The sequence below is a fragment of the Trichococcus ilyis genome (assembly GCF_900109135.1).
In the GTDB taxonomy this organism is placed as follows: domain Bacteria; phylum Bacillota; class Bacilli; order Lactobacillales; family Aerococcaceae; genus Trichococcus; species Trichococcus ilyis.
In genome coordinates this window covers 1-21,581 of record NZ_FNYT01000002.1, presented here as the reverse complement: position 1 = coordinate 21,581, position 21,581 = coordinate 1, and the positions used below count along the sequence as shown (strand labels likewise).

Sequence of the window (21,581 nt, the reverse complement as noted above, 5' to 3'; positions counted from 1 at the left end):
TTGCGTTGTGCTTGATAGGCAAAAAATCGGATTCAAATGGAGGAACAAGCTATGAGAATGGTAGATTTAATTATCAAGAAACAAGAAGGCAAAGCATTGACAAGGGAAGAAATCCGTTTCATCATCGCGGGCTACACGGACGGTTCGATCCCCGATTATCAGATGAGTGCCTGGGCGATGGCCGTCTATTTCCAGGACATGACCGATGCAGAACGGATGGAACTGACGATGGCCATGGCCGAATCCGGCGATCAGATCGATCTTTCCGCCATCGCAGGCATCAAAGTCGATAAGCATTCAACGGGCGGAGTCGGCGACACGACGACGCTGGTACTGGCCCCATTGGTCGCCAGCTGCGGCGTGCCTGTGGCGAAAATGAGCGGGCGCGGTCTCGGGCATACAGGCGGCACTCTTGATAAGCTGGAATCGATCCCTGGTTTCCATATCGAGATCGATGAACAAGAATTCGCATCCATCGTGAACGAAAATAAAGTCGCCGTCATCGGGCAATCCGGCAATCTCTGCTCGGCCGACAAAAAACTTTATGCACTGCGGGATGTGACCGGAACCGTGAACTCCTTGCCGCTCATCGCTAGCTCCATCATGTGCAAAAAAATCGCAGCCGGTGCGGATGCGATTGTGCTTGATGTAAAGACAGGGGCCGGGGCCTTCATGAAGACGGAAGAGGATGCGCGGGCGCTCGCTCATGCGATGGTCAAAATCGGCAACCTGGCCGGCCGCAAAACGATGGCGATCATTTCCGACATGAGCCAGCCTTTGGGCGTAGCGGTCGGGAATGCCTTGGAAGTGGAAGTGGCGATCGAAACGCTGAAGGGCAACGGGCCGGAAGACTTGAAGGCGCTCTGCATCGAATTGGGCAGCCAGATGGTCTACTTGGGCGGAAAAGCGCGTGATCTGGCTGAGGCCCGCGCGCTCGTGGCCGAAAACCTCCGCAACGGCAAAGCGCTGGAAAAATTCAAAGTCTTCGTTGCTTCCCAAGGCGGAAATCCGGCTGTGGTGGAAGACTACACCTTGATGCCGCAGGCTGCCCATCAACAGGATGTACTGGCTGAAGCATCCGGATACGTGACAGAAATCGTTGCCGATGAAATCGGCGTGGCTGCGATGCTCCTTGGGGCTGGGCGCGCCACGAAAGAAAGCACGATCGATCTGGCGGCCGGTTTGAAGATCCTTAAGAAAGTCGGCGATCCGGTCCAGAAAGGCGAAGCGATTGTCAGGATGTTCGCCAACCAGGCAGATTTCGGCCCGGCCGAAAAACTGATCCGGGAAGCCTATTCCATCGGGGCCGAAAAGAAGGAAATAACGCTGATTCACGATATCATCACGGACTGATAAGAGGGCTGTCCCCAAAAAAGGGATGGCCTTCTTTGTTTGGTGTGCTTGTTGGCCGGAGAAGCTCGCCGGAAAATGTTTCCCAGCTCCTGTGAAGGGACCGCCCGCCGGAGGTCGCCGGTAATTATCCAGCTGCACCTCCGATCAAGCCTGCCCCATCGGAGAACGCAAGCAGAATATGAGCTGAACTCCGGCGAAGCCTCCGTTCACCGGAGCAGAGCACTTCAGCAAACCTTCAAAAAAATCCATTTCAGCATAAATATAAAGAAGCAACCGGAAACGCGCCCCGGGTGCTTCTTTACTTTTCTGATTATTGATCGAAGGACACATTCGTGATGTCCTTGCTCATGTTCATCAGACCGTTCACCAGATCTTTTTTCTTGTAGTAATGCGGCAAATCGACCCCATAAATGACGATGTAGTTCGGGTGCTCGCTCTCCGGATTTTCGATCAGAAACTTCATGTCCGAAGTTTCGATTTCATTCTCGGAAAGGAACAGCTCGATCGCCTTTTTCAGTTCCGGCTGCCGGTAGCGGATCTCAACGTGAAGTCCGCCAATGGAAGTCCGGATTTTTTTGATGATATGCAGAACGACGTAGAGGATCAGGCAGCCGATGAAAGAAAGAAAATAATAACCCATCCCGACGGCAATCCCGAGACCGGCGACCGTCCAGATTGTTGCCGCCGAGGTCAGACCGGTGACCGTGTCCCGTTTGGTGATGAGGATCGTGCCGGCCCCCAAAAATCCGATCCCGCTGACGATTTGGGCGATAATGCGTGTAAAGTCGACGGTGATGCTGGATGCCACATCCGGATTGGCGATTGCCAAATTCAGGCTGTAATAAGCGATCTCGACCTGGATCAAAGTGATCAGACAGGCGGAAACGGAAACGATGATGTTCGTCCGCAGCCCAGCAGCCTGGCGGTTTTCTTCGCGTTCGTAACCAATGACGCCGCCGACGATGACGGCCGCAAGTAAGCGTAGTGTGATTTCCAAAGTGCTGATTGTGTACACCGCAATTCCTCCTTCAAAATTGGACATTTCCTCTATTCTAATGCACCAACCGTTTTCTGTAAAAGGAATTGACGATTTTCTGAACAGATAGGGAATCACGCCGATTCTTCCGTCAATATGTGATAAAATGAAAAATAGCATGAATTTTTGATTAGAGGAGGGACAATATGTCGAAAAAAGAATGGCTTGCGGGGATGAAAGCCATCTATCCGGTGTGTTTCGGCTACATACCGATGGGGTTGGCTTGCGGGGTGCTCCTGCAGCAAGCCGGCTATCATTGGCTGGCGGTCATGCTGATGAGCCTGCTTATCTATGGAGGGGCTGCGCAGTTCATGGTCGCTTCGATGACAGTGGCGGGGGCAGGCCTGCTGGAAATGGTCATTATGATCTTTTTCATCAACCTGCGGCATCTCTTGATGAGTTCCAGCCTGGCCCACCGGATCCGCGAAAAGAGCACAGCTTTCAGCATATTCTTTGCCCAGACGATTACGGACGAATCATTCGCCGTCAACACGCTGTACTTCAAAACGGAGGGGATGTGGAATCCGACGAAAGCCTTGGCCGCCAATGTCACGGCCTATGCTACCTGGATATTGAGCACCGGGATAGGGGCGATGGCCGGGAAAAGCATTGCTTTGTCGCCGATCGTGATGAACTACATCTTGGTTGCGATGTTCATCTTCCTGCTGATTTCGCAGATCGAGAACCGTATCGTGTTCTGGACGGCTGTGTTTTCCGGAATACTGGCGGTCATACTGATGAGCTTGTTGCACCATAATATCGCCATCGTCCTGACGTCGATTTTGGCCTCGGGATTTGGGCTCTATCTGCAGAACATAAAAGACGAAAAGGAGGGGATTTTGCGTGGATGATCAAGCATTGTGGCTCATTTTGGGAGGCGGGTTGGTGACATTTCTGCCCAGATGGATCCCGATTTTTGCCCTGAAGAATGCGCGCATTCCGCTTTGGTTCCAGAAATGGATGAGCTTCCTGCCGGTTTCGATCTTTTCGGCCTTGATTGCTTCGGATATCTTTTTCTGGGAAGGCAAGGTTTCCTTGAATGCATTGGATAACGCCAAATTGCTGCCGTCGCTTGTGACGGCTTTGGTGGCCTATTATTCGAAAAACATGATCCTTTCCGTCATTGCCGGCATCGCGGGCATAAGCCTTATGGTGTGGATTCTTTAATGTTTTTGTCATCATATTTTCATTATTCTGTTGACATACTTTTGTTTGTTGCTTATGATGAAAGCATCAAAGAAAGGGAGGCAGTCAATATGCAAACGGTCACGCGAGCAACAGCAATGAACAGGAAAGGCTGGCAAAGCCGCATAGCGTAGGTTGATCGTGCGACAGGACTGTCCATAGATGCAACCTCAGATGATTCAATCTGGACGAGCGTCTATGCGGATTTTTCCTTCTTTTACAATACTGGGAATAGATAAACCGCAAAGACTTTTTGGGTCTCTGCGGTTTTTTTGCATCCAATAATGCGCTTCCGCTCCGGATTGGGATAGGGACGAAAATTCAATTTCAGAAAACGGAGGAATTTTGATGATGAAAAATGGGATGAACAACATGTTAAGAATGGCTTCGATAGTGGCAATCGGGTTACTGGGAGCCTGCGGAAACACGGCTTCGGAAAACGACTCTTCAGCTGCGACGACGGAAAGCGAACGGGAACAGGTCTATATCGGTATCCTGCAGCTCACGACGCATCCGGCTTTGGATCAGATCACGGAAGGCATCCTGGATGAATTGGCGGCGGCGGGATATGTCGACGGCGAGAATGCGACCATCGATTTCCAGAACGCCCAAGGGGATCAGGCAAACATGAAATCGATCGCCGAAAGCTTCGTCAGCCATGATGCGGACATCATGATCGGCGTTGCAACGCCGGCCGCGCAAGCATTGAAGAATGCTTCCGATGAGATTCCGGTGATCCTCGGCGCGGTTCAGGATCCAGTCGGCGCTGGCCTTGTCGAATCCTTGGAAGCTCCCGGCAGCAATGCGACGGGGCTTTCCAACCGGACACCATCCGATGAACAGATGGCGTTGATCAAGCAATTCCTTCCGGATGCCAAAACAATCGGCGTCATGTACACGACTGCCGAAGACAACGCGATCATCTCTGGTCAACGCGCCGAAGCGGCAGCCGCTGCCATCGGATTCGAAGTCGTCACGAAAACGATCACCACCACGAACGACATCGCCCAAGCCGCGGAAAGTCTCGCCAAAGAGGTGGATGCGATCTATGTGCCGAATGATAATGTCATCGCGAGCGGAATGGCCACTTTGGTGGATGCGGCCGATGCGTTCGGCATCCCGGTTTTCCCGGCGGCCGACACGATGGTGAAGGACGGCGGTGTCGCAACTTTCGCGCCTAGCCAATACGGCATGGGCACCCAGATCGGCCAAATTGCGGTCGATATCCTGAAGGGAGCCGATCCCGCGACTTATCCGGTCCAACTGGTCAAAGAGAATTCCGTCTACATCAATCAAGCCAAAGTCGACGAGCTGGGCTTGACGATACCGGAAGAGGTCAAAGCCGATGCGGTGTTTGTGGAATCAGCCGAATAGCAAGCTTTTTTGTGATGGCTCATCCGCTTGCGGATGTCGTTCGTTGCCTGACTGTCGGGTTTCGGGACGGAAATGGTCGCCAAACACCCGACAGAAGTGCGGTTTGTCGGGTGTTTTGAGTTTTTCGGTGATCGTTTTGCCGACAGATGCCTGATCTGTCGACAGTTCAGGATACTATCCTGGGATTATGCCTGACAGAAGTCCCATCTGTCGGGCTTCGGAACGGAAATGCAGTTCGTGCACCTGACATCCTCTCAAACTGTCGACTGTACGCAACTTAACACTTACACAACACCCGACACATCCGGATCCGGCCGATAAATCGACCATCCACATCAAACAAAGCGCGCCAGCGAACGGTAATCCTGCCGGTCGCTGGCGCGCTTCTTTCATGTTCGATTACCGCTGAACGGAACGGTTGGCATATTGACGGAAATCGATTCCGCGCATCTCGCACCAGTCGAGGATGTCGCGCTGGAAGATGAGGTCCGTGCGACCCAGATCGGCAACCGTAGTTTTGCCCAGCATCGCCATCACCGTCGTGATCTGTTGCTTCCATGCTTCTACCGTTTCGGCCGTCTGCTCCGGCCCATCGGTCAGCACCATATGCAGGAACTGGCCGGAAAGCCCGACCGCCTTCGCGCCCAAGCTCAGCGCCTTGACGATGTCCAGAGGCGTCTTGATGCCGCCAGATGCGAGGAACTCGGCTTGTCCGCGAAGCGTATCGGCCTCCAACAGCGAGATCAAAGTCGATTGGCCCCAGTCCTCCAGATCGTCGTAGGCCAAAGCCGTCCGCCTTGCATTTTCGATCGCGGCAAAGTTCGTTCCGCCTTTGCCTGAGACATCAATCGTCCGGACGCCGACATCAATCAGTTGCCGGATCGTTTCGCGGCTCATGCCGAAGCCGACTTCTTTGACGATGACGGGGATGCCGACATGCGCGGTGATCTCCTCGATTTGGCGCAGCCACATCGTGAAGTCGCGGTCGCCTTCCGGCATGATCATTTCCTGTGGCGCGTTGATGTGGATCTGCAGGGCATCAGCCTCCAGAATCGCCACGGCGCGCTTGGCGTTCTCCAGCGAATGGTGTGCGCCGATGTTCGCGAACACTTGTCCGTTCGGATTCACTTTGCGGATGATCGCAAAGCTGTCGCTCACGCTGGGATCCTTCAACGCCGCGCTGACGGATCCGGAAGCCATCGCCAAGCCGGTCATTTTCGCGACCGCCGCCAGATCCGCATTGATCTGTTTGGTTCGTTCGCTGCCGCCGGTCATGCCGTTGATGTAGAAGGGCGCCGCCAGGCTCATCCCGGCCATTTCCGTCTGCAGCGAAATATCCGCCACTTTCAGGGCGGGCAGCGAGTGATGGACAAAGCGCATTTTCCCGAAATCGGACAGATCGGCCAGCTGATACTGCTTTTCGGCCAAATCGACATGCTGGTCTTTTCTGTTTGAATCAAGCGTCATGCGGATGCTCCTTTCCATTCAATGGCTTCTGCGTTGCGTGAGTAGCTGAAGACGTGCAGCGGCAAATTCATGATCCCGGCTTTTTCCCATTCCGAAATCAAAGGGATGATGCCCGATTGCCTGTCGATGATGACAATTCCGCAATCCCCTCCACCTGCACCGGAAGACTTGGCGGCGCCGGCTTTCTGCTCAGCCAAATCGCACAATTGCGTCAACGGCGGCGTTTCGATGACGACACCGGTGTGCGCCGTCAATTGCTGCAGCAGCGAACGGTTCTCGCGGATGCCGGCCTGGATTGCCTGCAGATCGCCCTGCTCGAAAGCGGCGATCATGGCGTTCACGCACGTTTTGCTGTCCTCCAGAAAATTTTTGTAGAAATCATCGATGCCGCCCCGGACATCATTCACGCGATCGACAAGATGCGTGGTCGAAGCCGGCGAGCCGGTCCAGCCGATCACCAGCCGCAGATTGGGTGGGGGCGTCAAGGGCCGGATCATCAGTTGCGGCCAGGCTGTTTCCAGCAATTCGGTCAGCGTCAGCTCCCCAGACTTCTCCAACACCCATTCCCGGTCGAAGCAGGCATAGGCGATCCAGCCGCCGTAAGTGCTCGCGGCGATGTCGCCGAAGGAACCGTTGCTTTTGACGGACAGATGCGCCAAGGCGGCCAGCTTGTAGACCAGTTCGGAGTCCGGATCGATTGCATAAAATTTCAGCAAGGCTTTGATCGTCGCGACCGTCACCGCACCGCTTGATCCAAGCCCGTATTTTTTTCCGCTGGCGTTGTCCAGCTCGCTCCTGACCGAAAGATGGAAATAGGACAACGGAATCCCGGATTCTTTGATGTAGCGCTCCGTCACCTTGACCGCCTCGGTAATGTAGAGGAAAGGATTTTCGCGTTGGTCGATGACCAGCTGATCCTCTTCACGGGTCCAAGGTATCGGCAATCCGCCGTACTGAGCGGAACGGATCGTCCCAACCGTATCGGCCTCTTCCAATGATACGGTGATGAACTGATCCAGAGCGACCAGAATCGATGGATGGCCCGGCGTCACTACCGCATATTCCCCGGCGATGAATAATTTACCCGGAGCACTTGCTTCTGTTACAGTCATGCCTTCAACCCTTTCTGTGGATAGTCAGCGTTCCAATCATAGACAGCGCGTTCTTCTTCCGTCAATTCCCGGATGCCTTGTCCGGGCTCGGTGATGATCAATTTATCCGCTGCGAAATGTTCCGATAATGCCGCTTTTATCGTTTCGGCCTGAGAAAGACGGCACAGCACCTTCACATTCGGACCGGCATCCATCGTCACATAGCAAGGGATGCCTTGCTTGCGCAAAGCCTGGACGGTCTTGATGGCGACGATGCTGTCCGGCTCCCAATAGGACAGCGGCGGCTCGGCCCCCAGCATGGTCCCGTGCATCTTCATCCCGTTCGCTTCGGTGATTTCGCCCAAACGGACAAAATCTTTGGCGGCGATGGCTGCTTTGATGTCCACTATGTCCTTTTTCGCCGCTTCCACCCAAGCCGGATAGAAGGGCGACGTTTCGACTGTGCGTTTCATGCCGATGCGGCTGGAGACTTCCTTCGCTTTTTGGTTGACAGCCACGATGACCATGCCGATATCCCAGCCGGCGTCATCGACCGGCACCGCGAGCGAGTCGTCGGAGCAGGTGCCCATGTCCCATTCCACAAACCCGCCGAAGATGCTGCGGGTCGCACTGCCGCTGCCGCGTCTGGCGAAAGTCGAGAGGCGTTGGGGATCCAGATCAAGACCCAGAGCCAGATTGGCGGCTCCTGCCAAGGCAGCGAAGGCCGATGCGGATGAGGCCAAACCGGCTGCGGTCGGCACGTGATTGATGCTTTCCACGCGCGCGCGCAGGCCTGTTTTTTTCTCTTCGCGGAACAGATCGAGGAATTTGGAGATTTTTTTGGTTTCTTTTTCGCTTTGTTTCTCGCCGTTCAGATAGAAGGCATCTTCCGTGAACGTCCCATCGAAGACGACCATCGTATCCGTGTAGAGTTTGTCCAAGGTCAGGGAAAGACTGCTGTTCATGGGAAGGAAATACGTTTCATCCCGCTTTCCCCAGTATTTGATCAGTGCGATATTGGTGTGTGCACGGACACAGGCTTTATTCGGCATCTTCAGTTCCTCCCATTTGATAGATCCAAGTCCGGATCGCTCCGGCCTGGAGTATTGCTGTTTCGACTTTTTCCGCTTCGGTGCGGCTGTTGCTTAGGGCAATCACGCAGCCGCCGCGTCCACCGCCCGTCAACTTGGCGCCTAACGCTCCGGCAGAGCGGGCGGCTGCCACGAGTCTGTCGAGATCGGGGCTGGACACATCCAAAAATGACAGCACGTCATGGGCCTGATTCATCAATTGCCCCAGTTTTTGCGGGTCATTCGCCTCGATTGCGGCCTTTGCTGTTTGCGCAAAATTGCCCAAACGCGTGATGGCATCGCGGTAAGGTTGCGGATTTTCCCCGTCCAGTTTCGCGGCGATGCTGGCTACGGCTTCCTTGGTTTGCCCGGTCACACCGGTATCCCCGACAATCAGGTAGGCCTTCAGGTTCAGCGGGAAAGCCTCGAAAGGTTGGCCTTTGATGTAGAAAAGCGGATCGTCTCCGCTTGCCGTGGCGGCATCCAGACCGCTCGGGTTTCCGTGTGCGACCTTTTCGGATATGTTGACGAGCCGGAGCAGGGTTGCTTGGTCCAATGGCTTGCCAAAATAGGCGAAAAGCGCGCGGGTCAAAGCCACCGATACGGCAGCGCTGGAGCCCATGCCTCTTTCAGCCGGGATGGTGCTCGCGAGCGAAATCGCCAAATTTTTGTCCGAAACCTGCAGCTCGGCCAAGGCCGATTGGATGGCTGTCTTCAGGCTTTCCAGGATTTCCGGCATCTCCGCAGCGATGCCGTTATAATACGAACAATCGATGGTCAAAGGTCCATCCGCTTCGCATACGGTCGCGGTCATTTCGACTGCCGGGAAAGGCAGTGCGATGGAGGGCTCTCCGTGCACGACGGCATGTTCTCCCATCAGGATGATTTTGCCGTGCGACTTACCGGTTGAGCAGCTTGTTTTTGTCATATTGGGATCGTCCTTTACTGGTTATGGATCAGCTGGACAACTTCATGCCCCGCTGATCCTTGCGCGTCTTCTATTATGCTTGCTGTGCCTGGATTTTGCAAATCAGCATGGCGACTCTGTAATGCTCTGCTTTGCGCAGGCAACGCTTATGCAATTCCGACAATTTCGGCACATATTTTTCACTATTTTCTTTCATCATTTTCATTGTATCGGAGCAAAAATGCAAAGTAAATCAAATCTTTGGGTTTTAAAAGAAACTTTAAAAGCTATCCCGCCGCAGAAAACAAAGATTAGGTTTCGATTAAAATTAAATGTTCGTATTTGATGGGGGTTAAATTTTCAGAAAAGTGTGATACAATTACCGAAAGTTTGATTATTTCCAGAAGGGAAAAGCTATGATAGAAGATAGAAATTACTACGAAATCCATCGTGAAGAATGGCAAACTTTTCATCAAGATTCCATTCCGGCAATCACGGAAGAGGAACTGAAGGAATTGACATCATTAAATGATAGGCTTTCATTGGAAGATGTCAAGGATGTCTATGTGCCCTTGGTGCATATGTTCGATATTTACTTGCAGCAGTACCGGAATCTTCAGCGGGATAAAAGCAGATTTCTTGGCAGACCCTATGAGCCTTCTCCGCTCATCATCGGCGTAACGGGGAGTGTCGCGGTCGGGAAAAGCACGACAGCGCGTGTCCTGCAGAATCTTTTGAAACGAGCCTATCCTACTAAAGCAGTCGAATTGATGACAACGGATGGTTTCCTGTATCCGAACCGGATACTTAAGGAACGCAACATCATGGACCGCAAAGGCTTCCCGGAAAGCTACGATATGGAGAATTTGGTGCAATTCCTGTTGGATGTGAAGACAGGCAAGCCGAATGTCCGGTTTCCGGTCTATTCCCACCGCATCTATGATATTGTCCCCGGTGATTACGAGGAAGTGAATCATCCGGATATCCTGATTGTGGAAGGGATCAATGTGCTGCAGTTGCCGAGCAACCAACAGATTTACGTCAGCGACTTCTTTGATTTTTCCATCTATGTGGATGCCGAGGAAGAGATGATCGAAAAATGGTACATCGAACGCTTCGAAATGCTGATGGACCTGGCGATCGATCAGCCCGACAACTATTACTACAACTACGCAATCGGCAAGCGCGAAGACGCCATCGAGATGGCCAGAGGCGTCTGGAAAAGGGTCAACCTAAAGAACCTTCGGGAGTATATCTATCCCACGATCACACGGGCAAATTTAGTGATTCACAAAACAACGAATCACTTTATTGATGAATTGTACATAAAAAAATATTAAGGAAATTGGAGAGATTATTAGATGATAGAGCAATTTACCGAGTTGGAAAAAATCGTCGTACTGGATTTCGGCAGTCAATACAACCAATTGATTACACGACGCATCCGCGAATTCGGCGTATTCTCAGAGTTGGTTTCACACCGCACAACTGCTGAAGACATCAAAGCGATGGGGAACGTCAAAGGGGTCATTTTCTCCGGCGGCCCGAACAGCGTCTATGAAGACGATGCATTCAAAGTCGATCCGGCCATCTTCGCTTTGGGCATCCCAGTAATGGGCATTTGCTACGGCATGCAACTGATGACCGACCATTTCGGCGGAAAAGTCATTCCTGCTGATGAAAGAGAATACGGACGTTCCGACATCCAAATCCTTGATTTGGATACGCCGATGTTCAAAGGCCTTTCCGACATCGAGACTGTCTGGATGAGCCACGGCGACAAAATCACGGAAATCCCTGCCGGATTCAAAGTGACTGCCACAAACGACAACTGTCCTGTCGCGGCTTTCGCCAACCAAGCAGAGAAATTCTATGGCGTCCAGTTCCACCCGGAAGTACAGCACTCTGTACACGGCAACGAAATGCTGAAGAACTTCGCCTTCGAAGTCTGCGGCTGCTCGGGCAACTGGTCGATCGCCAACTTCATCGAGATCGAAACCAAAAAAATCAGAGAAACTGTCGGCAACAAAAAAGTCTTGCTGGGACTTTCCGGCGGGGTTGATTCAAGCGTAGTCGGCGTGTTGCTGCACAAAGCGATCGGCGACCAGTTGACTTGTATCTTTGTTGACCACGGCCTCTTGCGCAAAGGCGAAGGCGACCAAGTCATGGAAAGCCTGCACGGCAAATTCGGTTTGAACATCGTCCGCGTCGATGCGAAAAAACGTTTCATGGACAAACTGGCAGGCGTCAGCGATCCGGAACAAAAACGTAAAATCATCGGTAACGAATTCGTTTACGTATTCGACGATGAAGCTACGAAATTGCAAGGCATCGACTTCTTGGCGCAAGGAACGCTTTACACTGATGTGATCGAAAGCGGAACAGAGACTGCCCAAACAATCAAGTCCCACCACAACGTTGGCGGACTGCCTGAAGATATGCAATTTAAATTGATCGAACCCTTGAACACACTGTTCAAAGACGAAGTCCGCGAATTGGGAACACAACTTGGCATGCCTGACAGCATCGTTTGGCGCCAACCATTCCCAGGACCTGGTTTGGGTATCCGCGTCATCGGCGAAATCACCGAAGAAAAATTGGAGATCGTCCGCGATTCTGACTTCATCCTGCGCGAAGAAATCGCAAATGCCGGCTTGGAACGCGATGTATGGCAATACTTCACTGTCCTGCCAGGCTTCCGCAGCGTAGGCGTAATGGGCGATGGCCGTACGTATGACTACACAATCGGTATCCGCGCCGTGACATCCATCGATGGCATGACGTCCGACTGGGCACGCATCCCTTACGAGGTATTGGACAAGATTTCCCGACGCATCGTAAATGAAGTGAAGCACGTCAACCGCATAGTGTACGACATCACGAGCAAGCCACCATCGACCATCGAGTGGGAATAATTATAAGATAGAAATTTAGTTTTTACGCTGATTTAATAAGGGTTTTTGAGTTAATGGAAGGTTAACTATTATAGAAATTAATTGATTTCCCTCCAAAAATCAGCAAAGCTAGAAAAAATTGCTTTTATCATTTAGTGATAAGGCAATTTTTTTGTTATCTGTTAAAATTATATCGCTTCTCTTCTTATCTATTTTAAAATCCCTTACAAATTTTGTTATAATAGATTAAATACTAGCTAATTAAAGGACTGTAAACCAAATGCCAAAGAAAAATTTATTATCTATCACAGAAATTGAAGATAGAGCAAAAATAATTGTTGAAAATTTAAAGAGAGAAACTTTTATTGCTGACTTTTTAGGACTTTTTGATATTCCAAAAACAAGCATCACAAGGGCAAAATCGAGTGATGGCGATTTTGTGATACGAAATAAAGTTTGCTATCGAAAAGTTGATAACAATCCATTACGTGCTATTGATGAAATCACGCAGGAATTCGAATCTCAGAATAAAAAACCTCGCTATCTTATCACAACAGATTTTGAAATGCTTTATGCAAAAGATACAAAAACAAACGATTCCCTTGCTATTAACTTTGAAGATTTACCAACTTCTGCAGAGTTTTTCCTTGCATGGAATGGGATTGAGAAAGTAGATTACCAAAAGGAAAATCCAGCAGATATTAAAGCCGCTGAGCGTTTCACAAAACTTTATGATGAATTGGTCAAAATCAACCCAGAGCTTGCAAAAGAGGAAGTTGACGGGAAATCCTTTAATCTTTTTCTGATTCGTTCACTTTTTTTGTACTTCTCTGAAGATACAGAAATTATCACTAAGGGTTCTTTTACCAATATTCTAAAAACAAGAACTGAAGCCGATGGGAGCAATCTAAACTCAGTTATCAAAGAATTATTTTCAATTTTAGATGTTCCTGAAAACGAAAGGCACGAGACACCTGAATGGTTGAAAGAATTTCCATATGTAAATGGGCAACTTTTCAAAGAACCCCATCATGACTTAAATTTCAATGTATTTACCCGAAAGTTACTCATTGAAGCAGGCGAACTACTCAACTGGAATGAAATAAATCCTGACATTTTAGGAGCAATGATTCAAACTGTTGCGAACAAGGAAGAACGCCAAGTCTCAGGAATGCACTACACAAGTGTTCCGAACATCATGAAAGTCATTAAACCACTTTTTTTGGATGATATCCAAACAGAATACCAACGTTTGGCAGACCGATCGGATGATTATCTCGAGCGTGATATTACTGAAGAACAGCGACGCAAGCAACAACGCGATATCATCAATCAACTTGAAAACTTAATAAAGCGGATGAGTAAAATCAAATTCTTAGACCCGGCTTGTGGCTCCGGTAATTTTTTGATTATAACGTATAAGGAACTCCGTCGACTTGAAATCAACTGTCTTGTTAAAATAAGAGAAGTGCGTGAATCTCTGAATGAGAAAGATGTTTATCAAGGTAATCTTCTCAAACAATCCAGAATTAAACTTGATCAGTTTTCAGGAATAGAACTGGATGACTTTGCACACGAAGTTGCAAAGCTCTCTCTATATATCGCAGAACATCAGATGAATGTCGAGATGACTGCATCACTTGCGGATTATCAGCCGCGGATTTTGCCATTGCAAGAATCTGGAAATATCGTTCATGCTAATGCCTTACAAGTAGATTGGAATCAGGTTGTTCCCCATGGAACTAATGATGAAGTTTATATTATGGGAAATCCGCCTTATGTCGGAGCACGTAAACAGAAACAAAATCAAAACCTTGACTTAACCAATGTCTTCCACAAATATCAGATTAATACTGGAGATTTGGACTATATTTCTGGTTGGTTTATAAAAGGGGCAGAATTTGTTCAGAATTCTTTATCACAATTAAGCTTTGTAAGTACAAATTCAATCACACAGGGTTCGCAAGTTTCATTATTATGGCCGTCAATTCTAAACAAAACTAATGCTTCAATTAGTTTTGCATACCCTTCTTTTAAGTGGGCGAATAGTGCGAAAAATAATGCAGGGGTGACAGTTGTAATTATAGGATTATCTGATAAAAAAAATACTATTCAAAAGAGGATTTTTATAGGTGAAACTTGGACTTTGGCTAAAAATATAACTCCATATTTGACAGAAGGGGAAAATATCATAGTTAGTAATGCGGAACAATCAATTTCGGGATTTCCTGAAATTGCTTCAGGAGATATGCCTAATGATGGAGGAAATTTTATTGTTGAAAAAGACGAATACTATTCATTAGTGAACCAAGTACCCGGTATAGAAAAGTATTTAAAAAAATTTATAGGTTCAAAAGAATTTGTCGCCTCTACTTATAGATATATTTTTCATTTGACAGAACAAAATCACAATGAAGCTGAAAAAATTTCAGAAATAGCGAAAAGAGTAGAAGCTGTACGAAAGCACAGACTATCAAGCGATCGAAATGCAACTAAAAAGCTTGCTACTATTTCATATCGTTATGGCGAGTATAGGCATAAAGAATCTAACTTTATTTTTGTTCCCCAAGTATCATCGGAGTTTCGTGATTATGTTCCAATGGGATATTTTGAAGGGACAGAGATAGTAGCCAGTCCTAATTTTACAATCTACGACGCTCCAATTTGGCTCCTTGGCATCCTAGAATCCCGCATGCATATGAATTGGCTTCGTGCAATTGGAGGGAAATTGGAAACACGGTATCGCTATTCCGCAGGCATGGTTTACAATACTTTCCCAATTCCAAATATTACAACTCAACGTAAAAATATCCTTGAAGAAGCCGTTTTTGAAATGCTGGATGTCCGTGAGGAAGAAGGTGGCACTCTTGCTGAGTTATACGGCGGTGCGAATAAACCAATGAATGCTCGATTGCGCGAAGCTCATGAGAAAATTGATGGGATTGTGGAGCGTGCTTATAAGCAAGAACCTTTCAAATCTGATGAGGAGCGTTTAAGTGTATTATTGAAACTTTATCAAGAAATGGTAAGTGAGGGGATAAAATGACATCTAATATTTTTGAAATTAATTATAATGGCACTGGAAAAAGCCAAAATACAAATGCGTTAGGAATGCGTGAGATGCAGGCTCGTGTCTATGAAAAGCGAGCCTCGCAATATTTATTAGTTAAAGCTCCCCCTGCATCAGGGAAATCACGTGCTTTGATGTTTGTAGCTTTGGATAAGCTCACCAATCAAGGTGTAAAGAAAGCAATTATTGCAGTTCCAGAGCGATCGATTGGAAAATCTTTTCAAACCACAGAATTAGCACAATTCGGTTTTTTTTCTGATTGGGTAATCAATCCAAAAAACAATCTCACAAATCGAGGGACAAGTGAAAGCAAAGTGTCGCAGTTTATTAATTTTATTCGTTCAACACATCCGGATGATAATATAATGATTTGCACACACGCGACTTTACGTTTTGCTTTTGAGAAGTTGAATGATTCGGATTTTGACAAAATTTTACTCGCCATTGATGAATTTCATCATGTATCACAAGATGATAATTCTGTTCTTGGTAATGCGATACGAAATATTTTGGGAAATTCTTCTGCGCATATCATTGCGATGACCGGCTCCTACTTTCGTGGTGACTCTGTTCCAATTCTTGAACCAACTGATGAGCAAAAGTTTGATAAGGTAACTTATACTTATTACGAGCAACTTGAAGGTTACAAACATCTTAAGAGTTTTGCTATGGGCTATAGCTTTTATAGAGGGCGCTACACTGATGCACTTTCAGAAGTGTTAGATACTTCTAAGAAAACAATTATTCATATTCCTAATGTAAATTCCGGCGAATCTACCAAAGATAAATATGATGAAGTTGACCGTATTCTGGAGGAATTAGGTGATGCAAAATTTGATGAAAATACGGGTCTTTGGCTAGTAACTGAAGAAAATGGACGAGTATTAAAGATTGCTGATTTAGTTAATGAAGAAGGCCGTGAAAAAGTTCAAGAATATATCCGAAATATGTCTGAACTTGAGGATTTGGATATCATTATTGCACTGGGTATGGCAAAAGAAGGATTTGACTGGCCTTTCGCAGAATATGCTTTGACAATTGGTTATCGTAATTCGTTAACTGAAGTTGTACAAATTATTGGGCGCGTGACTCGTGATAGTTCGAATAAAACTCACACTCAATTTACTAATTTAATTGCTCAACCAGATGCTCAAGATGATGAGGTAATGTTTGCGGTTAATAATATCATGAAGGCAATCACTGCGAGTCTTTTGATGGAAGCTGTCCTTGCTCCAAACTTTACCTTTAAGCGTAAAGATACTGATGAACAAAAATCAAAAGGGACAGATATTTTCATCAAAGGGTTAAAAGAACCAAGTACCGAACGTTCAAAAAACATTATTCAAAACGATTTGAATGATTTGAAAGCGACTATTTTACAAGACACTCAAATTCAACAAGCTATTGCTGCTGGTGTCGATGCAAAAGTGATTAATAAACAACTTATACCGCGTGTAATAATGAATAGCTATCCTGATTTATCAAATGATGAGACCGAAGAAGTCCGCCAACATATAGTTGCACAAGCAGTCATTCAGTCTGCTGAACGTGAAGAAGGAACTAACGGAAATCAATTTCTTAGAATGGCGAATAAATTTATAAACATTGATGAAATTTCTATTGATTTGATTGACGAAGTGAATCCCTTCCAACGCGCTTATGAGGTTATTTCAAAAGAGATAGATGCGCCAACTTTACGCTTTATCCAGGATTATATAGATGGTATAAAATTTACTTTTTCAGAGGATGAGTTAATTATGTTGTATCCTCAAATTGTTCAATTTAGAACTGAAAATGGTAGAATTCCAGATAAGTCTAGTCATGACCAGTATGAGCAAAGATTAGCCTATGCATTATTGCGCTTGGAGCAATTAAGGAGAGAAAGAGATAATGGATAAATTTAATCTTGATGACATTTTTTCAGACCCAATTTTTGATGAATTAATAGCTGAAACTCCTAAAAAACAAGTTAAGCGAATTGATCCAGAGTTTGAAAAATTTCAAGAGATTATCGAATGGATTAAAAATAATGGCGGAGAAGAGCCAAAAAAATCTCGAGATATGACTGAAAGAAAATTGTTTTCCAGACTAAAAGGCTATCGTGAGAGACCAGAAATGATACAGAAACTCGCTAAGATTGATGAATTTAACTTGCTCAATATCCAAAATACGATTCTAGATGAGTCGAAAGAAAATCCTAAATCTCTTGATGATATTCTTAATGATAATAAACTATTTGAGAAAAAGGATAAAGTTGATTCACTGCTAGACTTGTCAAGATATAAGCGAACAATTAATGCAGCGGATAAATATAGTACTCGGAAACGTGCCAGCCATTTCGAGCGATACGAACCTCTCTTTAAGCTTGTTCAAAAAGAAATCGCAAATGGTACTCGAAAAATAATACCTGTCGATACTGAAAAAAACATTAAACCAGGTAAATTTTATATTGATAATGGGATTCTTCTTTACGTTCTATCTGTAGGTAAATATTATGAAGACAAACATGGTTATCGTAACGCAAAGCTCCATCTTATATATGAAAATGGAACTGAAAATAAAGAAATTCTACTGAGATCATTTGCATCAAATCTATTTGATAAAAATCGTCATGGTCGAATGGTAACCGAAGTAATGAGTGATGTTATGGGAGAAACAACAGTTGAGGAACGAACTGATGAATTTGTAACCACTGGATATATTTATGTAGTCAGATCTCTTAGTTCTAACCCTGAAATATCAAAATATAAAAATCTTTATAAAATTGGTTTTGCTGGTAGAAGCATTGAAAAACGTATTGCTAATGCTGAAAATGAAGCGACTTACCTATATGCACCTGTAAAAATTGTTGCAACCTGGAAAGTCCAAAACTTTAGTGGTCGGAAGCTAGAAAAAGCTATTCATCATAGATTTGAAGATAAGCAGGTACAAATCTCTGTTCCAACAGCGAATGGGAAAATTGAAAACCCGAAAGAATGGTATTTAATTTCGTTGGATGAAATAGAATCTAGTATAAATGATATTGTTGTGAAATTGAACAGTTAATTAAAAATTTAGGGTAGGTATTCAATAAACCGGAAATATACAAAAATAGCCCACCTATTAGTGCTCATCATGAATAGCCGTATACCATGCGATTTTTTCGCGAGTATCCGGCTATTTCTTAATTTACTGCCACTAAGTGTTATATTCTACTACTTTGCCAAAATCTCACATCTGAAATTTTATTGCAATGTGGGCATTCAAGGGGCTCATAAAAACCACCAGACTCTAACAGGTCAAAACCCGTAGCGTTAACCGTAATTTGCACCGTTGTATCCAGATTGCAATAAGGGCAAAGGTAGGTACATATTACTTTTGCTTCCTGATCATTTTGAAAAATTATTTTGTAGGTTTTTCCAGGCATCTGTTTGTGTCTTCCCATAACATTTTTCACCACCTTATTTTATACACTATATTGTAACGCCTAAATCCTCGTTACAATTGTCTGTCCTCTTCGTGTGGCTCATCTTGTGTCACTTCTTTTTGAAAGGGCTCTTGGTTGGCTTCTCCTTGTTCAGTCTGTTCCATCCCAGAAATAAGTTCATCTTCAATTTTATGTATTTCACAATCAGTTATTATGGTTCTATCTTTCTTGTTCTTCCAATTGAAATAAAAGACTGTTCCTCCGATGCCAACACCTAGGCTGATCAAACTTGCGGCAGCAATTACAGGATTCTTTGAAACAGCGCCTTTTTTAAAGTGGTATGCGGCATGTTTTGCTAACAACTCTTTAGGACCACCGTGTTGTTTTGCTAAACGTGATAATTCAGAATAATCCCAACTCATTAGTAAGCAGCTCCTTTCATATCAATCATTATTATTTCGGAAATCTTCTTCGGACTCGTATATGTTGTTTGATGAGATACTGTTCTTGTAGCCGCTTTCGGCGAAGCGCCAAATATACTTTCTATCATCAAATCCGTATTGGTTGTTCAGGTGAGAATTACAGAAAACGCAATACCAATTGATACCAGAAAACGTTAATTCATTGATTATGCCTCCTTTTGTACTTTTAGCAAGTTGAGTTGTTCGAGCATTTGGCTTAGGACTTTTACACGATCTGATTCTGTTGAGATTTCTAGCTCAAGTTGAAGAATGTTTTCTCGTTTACGTGCGATTATTTTCTCGAGCGATGCAATTTGAGCTTCAATAAATTCTTGGATGGAATCTCCATCTACAGTTGCATCATTTAGATCTTTCAATTCAATTGCCTTACCAGCAGCTAATGTTGCTAATATCGCTGTTGATGTAGCAAATCCGACCGGACCTGAAGCTAGCGCTATGGCCGCATACTTTGGGGTGGATTTTAGAAAACTTTTAAGCGCATTCTCAAAAATCACATTCCCGCTTTTATTCGAGGCCTTCTGAGCCTGGAGCTTTCCAGTTCGAATCCATCGCCTTACCGTTTCCGGGTTTGTTTCAAGCATTTCAGCAATTTGTTTGACACTATATGATTTCAAGAACGTCACTCCTTTCTTGCTACATTATAGCATTTTTGGTTGAATGTAACAAGAAAGTGGTGGTAAAATCAACAAATAATTACTATTAAGGCTATATATGATTAACTCAACTTTCGCAGCTCAAAATAGGCAAGTATGCCTTGATATAATTGGGCAAACTTGCAAACCATTGCTGTAGTTGACTTTTGATGAAATTTTTAAATTTTTTCGATGTTTTTTCCAAAGCTTCTTCAAGAATTTCGACTAACTGCTGTAATGCTACAGCCCAATCAAGTTCTTTCAATTCATCACAAAGTTCATAAAACATGCCACCCAATGTCCGCTCATCCGTGTTGCATCGGTTCTGCCAAGACAACACAATGTACCGTGCGAACACAATTGTTGTGTGGCTGACGAGAGAATCATACGATCTACCTTGCACTTCTTTCTGCAGTTTCAAAAGCGATTTTGTCGCCTTGAAGAACACCTCAATGTCCCAACGCATACCGTAAATACGGACAATTTCCTGTTCCGTCAAGGAACAATCCGTGCTTAAGATAGCCAGCCAGCGGCTGTGGTTGTTTCGGTTTCGTATGAAGACAACCTTTACGGGAATCCCGTTGGCCATTGTAGTATGGACGGACCGTAAAATGTCCTTGTGATGGTTTGTAGGTGTAGCGAGTTTATAAAGGTTCTTCAGATCAACCCATTTATTGTCCACCGAATAGCGCTGGTTGGTAGCTTTGACCATTCCAATTACATCAATGCCTTGTTCCGTAATGGATTTAATCAAGGGCTGTTGTGTGAACCAGGTGTCCATCAGGACGTAGGAAGCCTCAACGCCGGAATTCAGGGCGCGTTGAATCATACCAGGGATAGCGGATGGCGCAGTTTCAAGCGCTTCTTTCCGTCTTTTATACCCGCAGGTGCGTTTGTCAATCCTTTCATCAATCCCGTTAATGTTGGCTTTGGTTGAGCTTAACAGGGAAAAATCAATGGGCATGAAGGTAGCCCCATCGGACCAACCAAGCGTAAGCATCCGGAAGCCTTTGTAAAAGCGCATTTTCTGTGAAGAATGATCAAAACAGCGCGCAAGCAATTCTACTTTTTTGCTGCGATTTCTCTCGTAGGCAGAATCATCAATAATCAAGACCTTTGGTCGATGATGAGTGGTCAATACACTGACTTTAGAGATTGTGGCCGCACTTAAGGAAAGTAGAAAACGGCGCCAGTTATAGGTTGGACTGTTCAAAAAACGATAGACAGCGTCCTTGCAGGGCAATCCAACGGATTTCTTGCTTTCAAGCATTCTGAACCAATTTTTGCCTTCAAAGATGAAGCAGAAAACCAGCTGGAACAAATACCCGCAGGAAAAGCCGTTGCCTTTCTTGATTCCAGCATTTCTCAAGTGTTTTAGGATTTGAAGTTCTTCGAATACAGTTTGTAATGAATTTGGTAGTTGATTGTTTAGGCCATTATTGGTTATCATAGTGATAAGCACCTCGCTATTGGTAGTTTTTTTGTGGTAATTAAACTATACCAAATAACGAGGTGTTTTTCTTATGCATTCAATTGTCAAGGTACCTAATCAACAACAGATTAAAGCAACACACGTAAAGTTTCACTCAACTTTTTCTACTGCGAAAGTTGAGT

Annotated in this window: 17 protein-coding genes; 9 read left to right on the top strand and 8 right to left on the bottom strand. The window is 45.8% G+C overall.

The window, feature by feature from the left end:
* The first annotated feature begins 51 nt into the window (after window positions 1–51).
* The gene (locus BMX58_RS01420; RefSeq protein ID WP_068621328.1) at window positions 52–1,353 is read left to right on the top strand and encodes a pyrimidine-nucleoside phosphorylase; all 1,302 of its coding nucleotides are present in this window, start codon (window positions 52–54) and stop codon (window positions 1,351–1,353) included.
* Between the two features lie 310 nt (window positions 1,354–1,663).
* On the opposite strand, the gene BMX58_RS01415 is transcribed toward BMX58_RS01420, so the two are convergent.
* Window positions 1,664–2,368, bottom strand: coding sequence for an MgtC/SapB family protein (locus BMX58_RS01415; protein ID WP_162268597.1), 705 nt, complete (start codon window positions 2,366–2,368; stop codon window positions 1,664–1,666).
* A 167-nt stretch (window positions 2,369–2,535) separates the two neighbouring features.
* On the opposite strand from BMX58_RS01415, the gene BMX58_RS01410 reads away from it, so the two are divergent.
* From BMX58_RS01410 to trpX, 3 genes are all read left to right on the top strand, one after another.
* Window positions 2,536–3,240, top strand: coding sequence for an AzlC family ABC transporter permease (locus BMX58_RS01410; protein WP_068621324.1), 705 nt, complete (start codon window positions 2,536–2,538; stop codon window positions 3,238–3,240).
* Window positions 3,233–3,556, top strand: a complete 324-nt coding sequence (locus tag BMX58_RS01405) for an AzlD domain-containing protein (RefSeq protein WP_068621322.1) — start codon at window positions 3,233–3,235, stop codon at window positions 3,554–3,556. The genes BMX58_RS01410 and BMX58_RS01405 overlap by 8 nt, the downstream gene beginning before the upstream one ends.
* Before the next feature lie 366 nt (window positions 3,557–3,922).
* On the top strand, window positions 3,923–4,948 hold the full coding sequence (gene trpX / locus BMX58_RS01400; RefSeq protein ID WP_093088766.1) for a tryptophan ABC transporter substrate-binding protein: 1,026 nt from the start codon (window positions 3,923–3,925) through the stop codon (window positions 4,946–4,948).
* Window positions 4,949–5,347: 399 nt separating this feature from the next.
* Here trpX and fni read toward each other — a convergent pair whose 3' ends face one another.
* Genes fni through mvk form a run of 4 tightly spaced genes read right to left on the bottom strand, consistent with a single transcriptional unit; the run spans window position 5,348 to window position 9,504 of the window.
* Window positions 5,348–6,415: a type 2 isopentenyl-diphosphate Delta-isomerase gene (gene fni / locus BMX58_RS01395; RefSeq protein ID WP_068621320.1), complete on the bottom strand. Its 1,068-nt coding sequence runs from the start codon at window positions 6,413–6,415 to the stop codon at window positions 5,348–5,350.
* Window positions 6,412–7,527 (bottom strand): phosphomevalonate kinase, encoded by a 1,116-nt coding sequence (locus BMX58_RS01390; protein WP_068621319.1) that lies wholly within the window; start codon window positions 7,525–7,527, stop codon window positions 6,412–6,414. Before BMX58_RS01390 ends, fni begins: the two co-directional genes overlap by 4 nt.
* Window positions 7,524–8,558, bottom strand: a complete 1,035-nt coding sequence (gene mvaD, locus BMX58_RS01385; protein ID WP_068621317.1) for a diphosphomevalonate decarboxylase — start codon at window positions 8,556–8,558, stop codon at window positions 7,524–7,526. The genes BMX58_RS01390 and mvaD overlap by 4 nt, the downstream gene beginning before the upstream one ends.
* Entirely contained in the window at window positions 8,548–9,504 is a 957-nt protein-coding gene (gene mvk, locus BMX58_RS01380) for a mevalonate kinase (RefSeq protein ID WP_068621315.1), read from the bottom strand. Before mvk ends, mvaD begins: the two co-directional genes overlap by 11 nt.
* A gap of 395 nt (window positions 9,505–9,899) precedes the next feature.
* Between mvk and coaA the strand changes: the two genes are divergently transcribed.
* From coaA to BMX58_RS01355, 5 genes are all read left to right on the top strand, one after another.
* Window positions 9,900–10,823, top strand: a complete 924-nt coding sequence (gene coaA, locus BMX58_RS01375; RefSeq protein ID WP_068621313.1) for a type I pantothenate kinase — start codon at window positions 9,900–9,902, stop codon at window positions 10,821–10,823.
* A 21-nt stretch (window positions 10,824–10,844) separates the two neighbouring features.
* The gene (gene guaA / locus BMX58_RS01370) at window positions 10,845–12,398 is read left to right on the top strand and encodes a glutamine-hydrolyzing GMP synthase (RefSeq protein WP_068621312.1); all 1,554 of its coding nucleotides are present in this window, start codon (window positions 10,845–10,847) and stop codon (window positions 12,396–12,398) included.
* Window positions 12,399–12,657: 259 nt separating this feature from the next.
* Entirely contained in the window at window positions 12,658–15,423 is a 2,766-nt protein-coding gene (locus BMX58_RS01365) for a DNA methyltransferase (RefSeq protein ID WP_068621310.1), read from the top strand.
* Window positions 15,420–17,345 (top strand): DEAD/DEAH box helicase, encoded by a 1,926-nt coding sequence (locus BMX58_RS01360; RefSeq protein WP_068621308.1) that lies wholly within the window; start codon window positions 15,420–15,422, stop codon window positions 17,343–17,345. The genes BMX58_RS01365 and BMX58_RS01360 overlap by 4 nt, the downstream gene beginning before the upstream one ends.
* The gene (locus tag BMX58_RS01355; protein ID WP_068621300.1) at window positions 17,338–18,492 is read left to right on the top strand and encodes a GIY-YIG nuclease family protein; all 1,155 of its coding nucleotides are present in this window, start codon (window positions 17,338–17,340) and stop codon (window positions 18,490–18,492) included. Before BMX58_RS01360 ends, BMX58_RS01355 begins: the two co-directional genes overlap by 8 nt.
* 432 nt (window positions 18,493–18,924) lie before the next feature.
* Here the strand turns inward: BMX58_RS01355 and BMX58_RS01350 are convergent, their stop codons facing one another.
* From BMX58_RS01350 to BMX58_RS01335, 3 genes are all read right to left on the bottom strand, one after another.
* A complete protein-coding gene (locus tag BMX58_RS01350; protein ID WP_068621298.1) occupies window positions 18,925–19,275 on the bottom strand; it encodes a hypothetical protein in 351 nt (116 codons plus the stop codon).
* Between the two features lie 206 nt (window positions 19,276–19,481).
* A complete protein-coding gene (locus tag BMX58_RS01340; RefSeq protein ID WP_068621296.1) occupies window positions 19,482–19,949 on the bottom strand; it encodes a helix-turn-helix domain-containing protein in 468 nt (155 codons plus the stop codon).
* A 106-nt stretch (window positions 19,950–20,055) separates the two neighbouring features.
* The gene (locus BMX58_RS01335) at window positions 20,056–21,417 is read right to left on the bottom strand and encodes an IS4 family transposase (protein ID WP_068625001.1); all 1,362 of its coding nucleotides are present in this window, start codon (window positions 21,415–21,417) and stop codon (window positions 20,056–20,058) included.
* Window positions 21,418–21,581: the final 164 nt, after the last annotated feature.

Excerpts from the sequence above, each read along its gene's own strand:
- BMX58_RS01420 (WP_068621328.1), top strand. The coding sequence starts at position 52 with ATGAGAATGGTAGATTTAATTATCAAGAAACAAGAAGGCAAAGCATTG.
- BMX58_RS01410 (WP_068621324.1), top strand. The coding sequence starts at position 2,536 with ATGTCGAAAAAAGAATGGCTTGCGGGGATGAAAGCCATCTATCCGGTG.
- trpX (WP_093088766.1), top strand. The coding sequence starts at position 3,923 with ATGATGAAAAATGGGATGAACAACATGTTAAGAATGGCTTCGATAGTG.
- fni (WP_068621320.1), bottom strand. The coding sequence starts at position 6,415 with ATGACGCTTGATTCAAACAGAAAAGACCAGCATGTCGATTTGGCCGAA.
- BMX58_RS01390 (WP_068621319.1), bottom strand. The coding sequence starts at position 7,527 with ATGACTGTAACAGAAGCAAGTGCTCCGGGTAAATTATTCATCGCCGGG.
- mvaD (WP_068621317.1), bottom strand. The coding sequence starts at position 8,558 with ATGCCGAATAAAGCCTGTGTCCGTGCACACACCAATATCGCACTGATC.
- mvk (WP_068621315.1), bottom strand. The coding sequence starts at position 9,504 with ATGACAAAAACAAGCTGCTCAACCGGTAAGTCGCACGGCAAAATCATC.
- coaA (WP_068621313.1), top strand. The coding sequence starts at position 9,900 with ATGATAGAAGATAGAAATTACTACGAAATCCATCGTGAAGAATGGCAA.
- guaA (WP_068621312.1), top strand. The coding sequence starts at position 10,845 with ATGATAGAGCAATTTACCGAGTTGGAAAAAATCGTCGTACTGGATTTC.
- BMX58_RS01365 (WP_068621310.1), top strand. The coding sequence starts at position 12,658 with ATGCCAAAGAAAAATTTATTATCTATCACAGAAATTGAAGATAGAGCA.
- BMX58_RS01360 (WP_068621308.1), top strand. The coding sequence starts at position 15,420 with ATGACATCTAATATTTTTGAAATTAATTATAATGGCACTGGAAAAAGC.
- BMX58_RS01355 (WP_068621300.1), top strand. The coding sequence starts at position 17,338 with ATGGATAAATTTAATCTTGATGACATTTTTTCAGACCCAATTTTTGAT.
- BMX58_RS01350 (WP_068621298.1), bottom strand. The coding sequence starts at position 19,275 with ATGAGTTGGGATTATTCTGAATTATCACGTTTAGCAAAACAACACGGT.
- BMX58_RS01335 (WP_068625001.1), bottom strand. The coding sequence starts at position 21,417 with ATGATAACCAATAATGGCCTAAACAATCAACTACCAAATTCATTACAA.